We start from the raw sequence: 10,182 nt of genomic DNA on the forward strand, positions 1-10,182 counted from the left end.
CCGTGCCATCGAAAGTGGCACCCAACGGGTATGCGGATCCTGGCCAAACGTCCATTCGTGCTCCTATTGCTTGGTCAAACACGGAATCCGGCAGGAACCCACGCGCCTGCTCGGATCTGACCCGAATGCGGCCGGTGAGGGCGCCTTCTGTCCAAATTACTAAGCATACTTACCTTACACTGTGCGTGGATACTTCAGTCCGGGAACAGGCCGAACCCGTCACCCCGGCCGGCGACGTCCACTATCCCGGCCTGGTCCACCAGTGCGGCGACGATGCCAGCCAACAGGGTCGCGAGCCAGCCGCCCCCCCCTTTGACTCCCGGGGGCTTGATTGCTTTCGCGATTGCTCGTTCGATCAGAGCGGGATTTGTCCAGCCGGTGGTTCCATGTGTCCTGCCTGTCTGGGCAGACGGAGTGGGTGGGTTCTGCGCGCCGGTGCCGGGTTGTATGTGTCTGTGCCGGTGGCCTCGCTAAGGCGCAGGATGATTCCGGCGGCTTTCCTGGCTGAGGGCCGTTTGAGAGGGTCGGGGTTTGTCATGTCGAGCAGTACCCTGGCCCAGCGCCTAGGCACGGTGCCGGGAACACGGGGCTCGCGCAAGGTCCTGGCGACCATCGTTTCCAAAGGTGTTCCCGGGTAGGTTTTGGTGCCGGTGAGGCATTCAAGAGCGACTAGCCCGGTGGCGTAGAGGTCGCTTGCCGCGGTCGGCGGGTGGCCGCGGGCCTCTTCCGGGCTCAGGTAGTGAGGTGTTCCGGCGGATGGATACCGCGCGCGGCGTCTTCCGCTGGTCGCGATTCCGAAATCCGAGAGCTTCGGCGGGCCCGCCGTGTCGTTGCCGGATGAAGCGCCGATGAGGATATTTCCGGGCTTAACGTCGTTGTGAATGATGCGTCTGAGGTGTAGATGGGCCAGTCCTTCCAGGATATCGGCCACCCATTTCGCGACGGTTGGGGGGGCAGGACGGGCCATTCTTGATGATTGACCGCAGGTCCCCGCCAGCCATTAGCTCCATCACCAAGTAGTCACGCCCCTCCCTGCCGCCCTCGGCAAGTTGGTGACGGCCGTGCCCGGCGACGCGGACAATATTCCGGTGCCGTAGCCGGCTGTGGAATTCGATCTCCCGCAGGAAAGGTTCTCCGCTGCGGGATCCCGCGGAACGGAATATCTTCAGTACCACAGAAGAGGCGTTCCAGGTATCAAAGGCCTCCAGGACGTCTGCTTCCGCTCCTCCGCCCAATGACCGGCCAAGCCGGTAACGCCCGTCCCACAGGAAGGTCCGCGAAGAATGCACTGAGGATATTGCCGGGGGATATCTGGGTACCTGCTCTGCCGGCATCAGGACGCTCACCTGAGCAGGGTTTCGATCTTGGAACCGTTCAACCCGGACGCAAGCGACAGTTCCCCGTACTCCACCCCCGAACCACGAGCCTGGTGCACCGCATGTTCCAGTGCCGCCCGCGCTGCCTCCATCTGCAGTTCCAGCGTCTGGACCCTGGCTGATGCCGATAACACGGCACCTAACAGATCACCGACCTCGGCAAAAATCCGCAACCCGCACCCGCAAGTCCATTCAGGCCACTCGGGTTCCACCGATATCCAGGCCTGCGGCGGAGTTCCTCCTGCGAGACTAAGCGTCATGGCACTCCCGCAGTGAGACGGCCTGTCGACTACCGGCGTTCCGGCGCCGTGTCCGTGCCCACCGTGCCCGTGAACGACGTATGCCTGATGGTCGAAACGGTCAGGGTCTTCGACCACCAGCGCGAGAACCTGATGGTCCGCCTCCGGCTGAGCCCCGATAGCCGGCGAATCCAGTTCGTCGCTGTCCGGGCTTTCCATAACTGCCGTCATAACAATCTCCTGGATAGTACATATAGCAAGTAGCTTGATGGACTATTTATAAGTGAGCTTACTAAGATTGTCCAGCCGGGGTCAGGAGCTTATTCGTCGATGGTGTCGACTGCTGTTTGCATGCGCCGTAGGAAGTCGATGATGACCCGGACTTCCCCGGCATCAAAGGAACGAGCCACTTCAATCATCCGGGAATGCATTCCACCCAAGGTGCTGCGCACTTCATGGTCGGATCCCGGGGTGGGGCGGAGGATCAGGGCCCGGCGATCGCTGGGATGGGGCTCGCGCCGGACATTTCCGGACGCCACGAGCCGGTCTATCAGTGCCGTCATCGAAGCGGAGGTGACGCCCAGCCAGGCTGCCAGTTCTTTGGGGCTGACGGCACGCTCTTGGTGTTCGGCTTCGAGCAGGTACCTTAACGCCAGTAAATCCGTCTCGCCCATCCCCATCGAGGTGCGGGTCCGTCGTCGCATCGCAGCCTCCGACGCCCGGTAGTCCCGGAGGGCGTTCAGCAGGTCAACCGGTCCCGGGTCGGCTTCTTCGGATTCGTACCAATAACCATCGTGAACCTTCCGCGTATCCTCGGCCACGTCATTCCCTTAAGTAGGTAGCTCGATCGTCTAACTATTTAATCGTACGACAAGCGTGTCACGGTCTTCTTGCTGCCGTTGGGGTTCTGGCTTGGATCGGCAGCCGACCGTTTGCGGTAGACCAGGGCAACCAGTCACGGCGAGGTGATATGAGCTGGCCGTGAAAGGGTCAGGGGTACGACGGTTTGTTTCCCGATCGGCGCGGGCCGGATGAAGCCTCAGGGGAAGAAAACCACCCGAATATTCACCACCCTTAGGAACCTTCATGGCTTGAGCAACGCCGCCGGAGTACCGTGATGCCATGACGGCGCAGCAGCCCTATCAGATTGTGCGAAGCTACGACGATTTTGAGGTTCGAAAGTATCCCGAACACCTACTGGCCGAGGTCATTGTGGAAGGCACTTTTGAAGAGGTCGGCAACCGTGCGTTCCGTTACCTGTTTTCCTATATCAGCGGAGAGAACCGCTCCAAGCAGAAAGTAGCGATGACAGCGCCGGTGGTTCAGGACGCGGCTTCTGAAAAGATCGCGATGACTGCTCCGGTCGTGCAGCAGGGAATCGAAAGGCAGCCGGGTGAGGAGCAGAAATTCCGGATTGCTTTTGTTCTGCCGGAAGGCTTCACCATCGAGAACGCGCCCGTCCCCACCGACCCGAATGTGCACTTGCGGACAGTTCCCGAAAGCCTTGCCGCGGCGATCCGTTACAGCGGGCGCTGGAGTGCGGTGAGCTATCAGCGCCATCTTGAGAAGCTAAGAAGCGCTTTGAAGGCGGCTGGACTCACCCCTGCCGGGACTCCGCGATTCGCGCGGTTTGATCCACCGTTCAAGCCATGGTTCATGCGACGCAACGAGATAGTCATTGACCTGAAGACCCCTGGCTGAGCGGGTCAGGGGAATGTCCCCGTTCGTTCTTTGTGTCAGGACCCTGGTGTCCGGTACATATGTGCTCGTCTGCGGTTGCTACCTCGCGGCCCAGACAAGCGTCCAAGGCGGCAGGGAAATGATCTGTGCGTTGATGTGGCGCATTCCTTGAAGTATTCGCCTTGGCTTAGCCCTGACCGGACGCGTGCTCTATGCAATACGGAGTCCAAGGCCTTGCCTCCAGGCGAGCCTCCGCGATGGGCTTGCCGCACACGGCGCACAGTCCGTAACTTCCGCTGGCAATCCGCAGCAAAGCGGCCTCGATCTGTTCCAGGCCCACACGGCTCTGCTCCATGAGTGCGGAAGCCTGGGAAAGTTCGAAGGCGATCGTGCTCCCTTCCGGATCGTGTTCGTCGTCGACGTTCGCGTCCTGCCTGGCGACGTTTACCGACGTGATGTCCCCAAGGAGGGCTTTCAAGAGCGCAACCTTGCGGTCACGTTCCTCCTCAAGGAGTACTCGGAACCGCTTCGCATCGACCATGGGACGAAAGGCTACCGCACAGTTGAGCTCCTGCTGGTTGTCGTAGTTCGGGTCCGTAGTGCTCAAAATCCGGCGCGGGGTGCCGGTGTGTGGGATCCGGTGCAGCGCACACCGTCCCAGGAATGCTCAACATGTGATCGATTGCCGGCTGTGACGCCTACCGCGGGTCGGGCCGGGCTTCGGTTGGAGTCCATCCCAGAGCTGGACCGAGTTTGGTGGCGATGTCGGTGAGGATCTGGATGTAATCCTCGTGGTCGAAGCTGAAGGGCAGCGCAAACGCCACCTCGTCGACTTCCTGAAATCCTGCGTGTGCGTATAGCTGCTCGGCGATCTCGTCGCTGGTACCGATCAGATCCGCGGCGAACAGCATGCCCCTTGCCCCTTGCGGCGCCTGCGTGCGGGGGGTGCGTTCATCGACATACCGCCGGTATTTGTCCCGCTGACCCGGCGAAGCGGAATCAGTTGGGATCACCACCAGGCCCTGCGACACACGGGCCTGTCCGTGGGCCGGGGCTGACGATTCAGCGGCTTCACGGAAGGCGCGAATCTGCGACTGCTGGATTCGGGCAAAGTCCGGTTCTTGATCCGCTTCCGGAAAGATGACGCTGCTGGAGAGCAGATTGAACCCGTTTGCCCCGGCCCAGACGGCCGACTTCCTGCTGGCCGCCCCATACCAAAGGCGATCCCGGAGCCCGGCAGAGTGCGGCTCGACGCGGTTGGAGAATTCCTCGACTACACCCTGCCTGCCGGAAAAGTCCCGCACCTTTTCCCCCGCGATCAGACGGGCAAATCGGTTCAGGCGCCCGTAGCTGAAATCCTCCAGCTCGGAGGAATCCGGGTACAGCTCGTGCTTCACTGTGTCGTAGTGCATCGGTTCACCCACGCTCAGCCCCGGATTGATGCGTCCCCCGGCGAGCAGATCCACGGTGGCCAGGTCTTCGGCAAGGCGCAAGGGGTTTTCCCAGCCCAGCGGGGTTACCGCGGTTCCAAGCTCGATCCGTGAGGTGCGCTGGCTGGCGGCGGCCATTATCGCGATGGGGGAGGAGATTCCGAACTGCAGGTGACGGTGCCGCAGCCACGCGCTGTCGAATCCGAGGCGTTCGCCAAGTTCGATGATCTGTAGTGTGGATTCGTGGCCCGAGGCGGGATCCGCCGGATCGAAAAGGCCGATGGTGAGGAATCCAAGTTTGCGTAAGGGACGTGAGGTGTCGGGCATGGCTTCCTTCAGGATCGGATTCGGCTGATCCCAGAATATGCGCCGGGACCTGCGGGTTCGTCTGACAATGGCGGGAGGTTACCCTTCGTGTCGGCTGTGGTGAGTGGTGCCATGTCGCCGGCATCGAACGCCTGCCGGAGACGGAGTTCCCTTCACAGGGTGCCCGGGAACCGTCTTTGGACGGCGGTTGGAACTCCTGCCTCATGGTCGAACCGAAGCGCCAAATGGAGTTGGACCGGAACCACATCGCGCACAGCGCCATTCTCCACGCATCAAGCGGCGGCGACTGGTGAGCCTGGACGGATCAGCGAGTCCGTAAACGGCGAGTCGCAGTGTTGTGCCCGGGAAGCGCAAGCTGAAAGTTTGCGCATGTTTTCCTTCGACATATCCGGGCATGACGAAGGAGATCCGGTGCGGAAAGATCGTAGGTCCGGCCGATTCGGGCTGTCGTCCATCCTGGTTGGCGTCGGCACTGTTCTCCGCCTAGGCGCATTCGGTTCCGCGATCACCGCAGGACCGGCACTGGGCGCGGTGAGGACCGCGACCGTGCCGGTGGACGAGACGGTGATCGGATGGGCGTCCAGCCCGAGAGCCACTTCCAGTCAGCGGGCCGATCCTTGAGTCGGCGGATGCGTTGGAGCGATGGCCGTCGACATGCTCAGGGCAACGAAGAACTTCCTTGGAACCCCGGCAGTCTCCTCGAGTGCCTGCTGCGAAATGCCGCATTCCTGGCGACGCGCTGGAACGACGCGCTGGAACCCGGTTCGAACCCACCTCGGGCACAGCGTTTTGGCAACAAGCGGCCGAGATCCTATCGCCGGCCTCGGACAGGCGCAGGTGTGCTCTGACTGCGGCGCAGCACGTGAAGGTTCCCGAGCGTTGTTTCCGAGGTTTAGTTTCGGGATGTTCTTGGGCTACGAACGAGCCGCACGAGCTCTGCTTCTGGACCTGATAGTTGACGGGGGCCGTTCCACACCGCACGCAGCGCCCGATGAAGGACAAGGTCCTGGACGGGGACGATCTTTAGTTCCCCGGTGTTTACTTGGTCTGCCACTGCAAGGGTGCTCATCACTGAAGGACCCATGCCGGCCAAAACGCTTGTACGGATGGCGGCCGCGCTGCCAAGTTCCAGCAAGGGAGCCGCACGCGGGTACTCGGCCAATGCGAGGTCAAGCGTGATCCGGGTGCCAGACCCCGGTTCGCGGACCAGCAATGATGTTGATGCCAGCTCGGCAATGGAGATTGGCTCCCGCCGTCGGGTCCACGGGTGTTTGGGGTGGACGACGACGACGAGTTCGTCGCGCGCCACGGTGAGGCTGTGCAGGGTGCGGGGGATGGTTGGGGATTCCACGAAGCCGATATCGCAGGCTCCGCTGGTCACATCCTCGAAAACCTGCGCGGAATTGTGGACAAGCAGGTGTATTCGCACTTCGGGGTGCAGCCTTCCAAAGGTGCCAAGCCAACCGGGTACCAGGTGCTCGGCGACAGTCATGCTTGCGGATACCGTCAGTGCGGTCCGTCTCTCGGCGCGCAGGGAATCGGTGGCCTGCAACATCTGCCGTGTTTCCGCAAGGATTCTACGCGCCCAGTGGGCCACGACTGTGCCTTGGGGGGTGAGCGTGGAGCCTGTTGGACTGCGCTGCAGCAGGGTCATGCCCAGCTGGCGCTCCATCACCCTGATCGATCGGCTCGCGTTGGGTTGGGCAAGGCCAGCTTGCCGGCTGGCTGCGCTGAGGCTTCCGTAATCATCCACGCCAACCACTAGTTCGAGCACGGTCAGATCGGGCCACTTTGCCATGCGCAAAGCATATAACAGGGAGAATAGTGATGCGATATTGATATATCGCTATGCCAAGAAGGCGGCTATCCCAGCACATGATCCGGGCCGAGAATTGGGGGAGAGGAGGAGATCCAGCCAGGGCCTGGCGCACGCCGGCTCCGGGAGGATCGCAGACAAGCATGAGACTAGACGTTGCCACACCCCTAAAGGACGCACGGCAGGGTGCGCTGCTTCCCCGGGGTTTGCGGTACAAATCGTTGCCCGGACTGGCGGCGTCCGCGGCCGCCGTCGTCGTCGCGTGGCTGATCCATTCGACCGTCCCGGTGATGCCCTTCCTGACGGTGTCAGTGATTCTGGGAATTCTTTGTGCGAATCTCCCCGGGATCAGTACGGCCGTGGAAGGAGTCCTGCAGCCAGGCCTGGTGCTTTCCGCCAAGCGGTTCATGCGGTTGGGCATTGTCCTGCTGGGGCTCAAACTCAGCCTTCTCGATGTGGCTGCGCTCGGCTGGAAGACGCTGGCGATCGTGGTTGGCATCGTGCTGCTGACCTTCATGGGAACGCTGCTCCTGGGCAAGGCGCTGAAACTTCCCGGCGATCAGCCCCTGCTTCTGGCCACGGGATTTTCCATCTGTGGGGCCTCCGCCATCGGCGCCATGAGCGGGGTCACCAAAACGGATCACCGCGACACCGTCGTTCCAATCGCCCTCGTGACCCTGTGCGGAACGCTGGCGATCGCGATCCTTCCCGCGCTCAAGGGTCCCCTTGGCTTGGATACTGTCCAGTTCGGCTATTGGGTGGGAGCAAGCGTCCACGATGTGGGGCAGGTCGTGGCAACGGCGCAGACGGCGGGCCCGGCTTCCCTTGCCGTCGCGCTCATCGTCAAGCTCACCCGTGTGCTGATGCTTGCTCCGATGGTCACCGGAGCTGCCCTCGTGGGACGCTTCCGCCGCCGTCGGACGGCAAACGGCGCAGGGGATACCGGCATCAAGCTTCCTCCGCTGATTCCGTTCTTCGTGGCGGGGTTCATGGCGATGATCATTCTGCGGACGCTCGGCATCCTGCCGCCTGTTGTCCTGGAAGCTGCCGGCACGGTCCAGGACCTGCTGCTCGCAGCAGCCCTGTTCGGGCTTGGCGCATCAGTGCAGGTCCGGGCCCTGCTCCAGACCAGCGGCAGGGCCATCATGGCAGCGATGCTCTCCTGGGGTCTGATCGCAGCGCTGGCATTCGCCGGCGTGCACATCATCTAGGGCAGGCCGCCACCCAGCCCGACGGCGAACAGCGGCATTGACCCACGAGCTTGCAGTGTCCACACCTACGTCTGCTCCATGGAAGTGCCGATGTGATGATGTGCGGACCTGTCCATCGGCATGGTTTCTGCGTGCCGGCCGTCTTCGCGGCCACCGATCATGGATGGCGGGCAAGGGCATGATGGGACATGATCGGAATATGCGCCCATCCGGAACGTATCCATTCTGGGCGGTCCCGCCAGCCCTTCGCGGCTACAGGATCGAGTGGCTGCGCCACGATCTGGCGGCCGGCGCCGCTCTCTTCGCGATCTTGGTCCCTGCGGGAATGGCGTATGCCCAGGCGGCCGGTCTTCCACCGGTGAACGGTCTGTACGCCACGGTCGTGCCCTTGATTGCCTACGCGGTGTTCGGGCCATCGCGTGTGATGGTGTTGGGGCCGGATTCCGCGCTTGCCCCTTTGATCGCTGCAGCCTTGGTTCCACTGGCCAGGGATAGCCAGCAGAAATCCGTTGCGCTCGCGGGCCTCCTGGCCATGCTGATCGGCGGCATTTTGCTGTTCGGGGCGGCGCTGAGGCTGGGAATCGTCACGGGACTGTTGTCGAAGCCCATCCGGCTCGGCTATCTCAACGGCATCGCATTGCTGGTAGCCGTGTCCCAGCTTCCCACCTTCCTGGGGATTTCCGTGGACGGGGGCACCCCTTGGGAAAGACTCATCGCCGTCGTGCCGAAGGTGTTTGCAGGGGAAGCCAGTGTGACGGCACTGCTGCTCGGCGTGGTCTCGCTGGTGCTCATCTTGATTCCCCGCTGGCTGAAATGGAAAGTTCCGGGTGTGCTTGTTGCGGTTGTTGTGGCCTGCATGGCAATTGCCCTGCTGGGACTCCACGGGCGTTTGCAGGTCACCGGCGCCCTCCCTCGGGGGCTCCCTGCGCCGGCCCTGGGCGGAATTGGCTGGCCTGACGTGCTGGCGCTTTTGCCCGCCGCCGCGGCGATCGCCCTCATCGTCTTCGTTGATACCGGAACACTGTCCCAATCCTTGGCGGCCGCAGAGGGGAGCAAAGTATCCGGCAACCATGAAATGGCAGCCTTGGGTGCGGCGAACGCTGCCAGCGGGCTACTGGGCGGCTTCCCCGTGTCGGCCAGCACCTCCCGCACCCCGGTGGCAGTCGAGTCCGGCGCAAAGTCCCAGCTCACAGGGGTAGTAGGTGCAGTGCTCGTGCTCGGATTCATGCTCGTGGCGCCGGGCGTCACGGACTTCCTGCCCGCAGCAACCCTTGCAGCCATTGTCATCGCTGCCGCCTCAGGTATAGCCGACCCAGGTGGTGTGCGACGGCTTATCGGCATGAGCCGCAGCGAATCGTTGGTGATGCTCGCGGCATTTCTGGGGGTCACCATACTTGGCGTCCTCCCGGGCATCGCCGTTGCCATCGGCTTGGCCCTGTTGGATTTCCTGCGGCGAGCCTGGGACCCCTACCGCACTGAACTGGTGGACGTGCCCGGGGTGCCGGGGTACCACGACGTGAGCCGTCATCCGGAAGGGGAACGCATCCCCGGTCTGTTGATCCTGCGCTTCGACGCACCGCTGTTCTTTGGCAACGGAGCCTTGCTTGGGTCATTCGTGCGCAACGAACTGGACAAGGCGGCGGACGGAATAGAGCGCGTGGTGCTGGCAGCAGAACCCGTGACGGGGATCGACACGACGGCACTGGACGAGTTGGTGGAGCTTGACGAATGGCTGGACCGGCGCGGCGTGGACTTGGTGTTCGCCGAGCTCAAAGGCCCGGTCAAAGACAAATTGCTGCAATACGGCATGGGCTCGCGTTTCTCCTCCGAGCATTTCCACCCAACGGTGAGCGAAGCAGTGAGGGCGTTCCAACGCAGGAAGGGGGAGGGATAGTCGCCTCCTTGGCGTTCGGAGGACCAGGTGGAAACGGGAAGCGGCTCGGCGGTTGGTAGTGACTGGGCTGGATGTCTAACCTGTGAGTTTCGCCCGTCGTACGCGGGTAATGACGGTTGGGCAGGGCAGGGATCTGAGTACGGTATGGGCGGTGGATCCCATGAGGAGGCGTTTGAAGCTGCCTCTTCCGCGGCTTCCCAGTACCAGCA

Annotated in this window: 11 protein-coding genes; 3 read left to right on the forward strand and 8 right to left on the reverse strand. The window is 62.5% G+C overall.

Annotated elements, in window-relative coordinates:
- Positions 1–355 precede the first annotated feature (355 nt).
- The 4 genes from QRN45_RS20260 to QRN45_RS20270 form a co-directional block, all read right to left on the reverse strand.
- Complete coding sequence (locus QRN45_RS20260; protein WP_284764481.1) at positions 356–967, reverse strand: protein kinase domain-containing protein; 612 nt, start codon at positions 965–967, stop codon at positions 356–358.
- Complete coding sequence (locus QRN45_RS20970; RefSeq protein ID WP_350309795.1) at positions 867–1,334, reverse strand: protein kinase domain-containing protein; 468 nt, start codon at positions 1,332–1,334, stop codon at positions 867–869. Before QRN45_RS20970 ends, QRN45_RS20260 begins: the two co-directional genes overlap by 101 nt.
- A gap of 8 nt (positions 1,335–1,342) precedes the next feature.
- Complete coding sequence (locus QRN45_RS20265; RefSeq protein ID WP_284764482.1) at positions 1,343–1,846, reverse strand: hypothetical protein; 504 nt, start codon at positions 1,844–1,846, stop codon at positions 1,343–1,345.
- A gap of 89 nt (positions 1,847–1,935) precedes the next feature.
- On the reverse strand, positions 1,936–2,436 hold the full coding sequence (locus QRN45_RS20270) for a MarR family winged helix-turn-helix transcriptional regulator (protein ID WP_241708337.1): 501 nt from the start codon (positions 2,434–2,436) through the stop codon (positions 1,936–1,938).
- 301 nt (positions 2,437–2,737) lie between these two features.
- Between QRN45_RS20270 and QRN45_RS20275 the strand changes: the two genes are divergently transcribed.
- Positions 2,738–3,316: an SOUL family heme-binding protein gene (locus tag QRN45_RS20275; RefSeq protein ID WP_284764484.1), complete on the forward strand. Its 579-nt coding sequence runs from the start codon at positions 2,738–2,740 to the stop codon at positions 3,314–3,316.
- Between the two features lie 166 nt (positions 3,317–3,482).
- Here the strand turns inward: QRN45_RS20275 and QRN45_RS20280 are convergent, their stop codons facing one another.
- The 3 genes from QRN45_RS20280 to QRN45_RS20290 all read right to left on the reverse strand — a co-directional run bounded on the left by QRN45_RS20280 (position 3,483) and on the right by QRN45_RS20290 (position 6,850).
- Positions 3,483–3,836: a TraR/DksA family transcriptional regulator gene (locus QRN45_RS20280; RefSeq protein WP_284764485.1), complete on the reverse strand. Its 354-nt coding sequence runs from the start codon at positions 3,834–3,836 to the stop codon at positions 3,483–3,485.
- A 157-nt stretch (positions 3,837–3,993) separates the two neighbouring features.
- Positions 3,994–5,052, reverse strand: a complete 1,059-nt coding sequence (locus QRN45_RS20285; protein ID WP_284764486.1) for an LLM class flavin-dependent oxidoreductase — start codon at positions 5,050–5,052, stop codon at positions 3,994–3,996.
- A gap of 892 nt (positions 5,053–5,944) precedes the next feature.
- Entirely contained in the window at positions 5,945–6,850 is a 906-nt protein-coding gene (locus tag QRN45_RS20290; RefSeq protein WP_241708341.1) for a LysR family transcriptional regulator, read from the reverse strand.
- Positions 6,851–7,011: 161 nt separating this feature from the next.
- On the opposite strand from QRN45_RS20290, the gene QRN45_RS20295 reads away from it, so the two are divergent.
- Both QRN45_RS20295 and QRN45_RS20300 read left to right on the forward strand, forming a co-directional pair.
- A complete protein-coding gene (locus QRN45_RS20295; protein WP_241708342.1) occupies positions 7,012–8,079 on the forward strand; it encodes a YeiH family protein in 1,068 nt (355 codons plus the stop codon).
- A 199-nt stretch (positions 8,080–8,278) separates the two neighbouring features.
- Positions 8,279–9,973 carry a SulP family inorganic anion transporter gene (locus QRN45_RS20300; protein ID WP_284764488.1) on the forward strand — a complete coding sequence of 565 codons (1,695 nt, stop codon included), beginning with the start codon at positions 8,279–8,281 and terminating at the stop codon, positions 9,971–9,973.
- Positions 9,974–10,048: 75 nt separating this feature from the next.
- Here QRN45_RS20300 and QRN45_RS20305 read toward each other — a convergent pair.
- On the reverse strand, positions 10,049–10,182 hold a 134-nt coding region (locus tag QRN45_RS20305), incomplete at its 5' end, for a universal stress protein (protein WP_284764489.1).

Source organism: Arthrobacter sp. efr-133-R2A-63 (genome assembly GCF_030209795.1).
In the GTDB taxonomy this organism is placed as follows: domain Bacteria; phylum Actinomycetota; class Actinomycetes; order Actinomycetales; family Micrococcaceae; genus Arthrobacter; species Arthrobacter bambusae_A.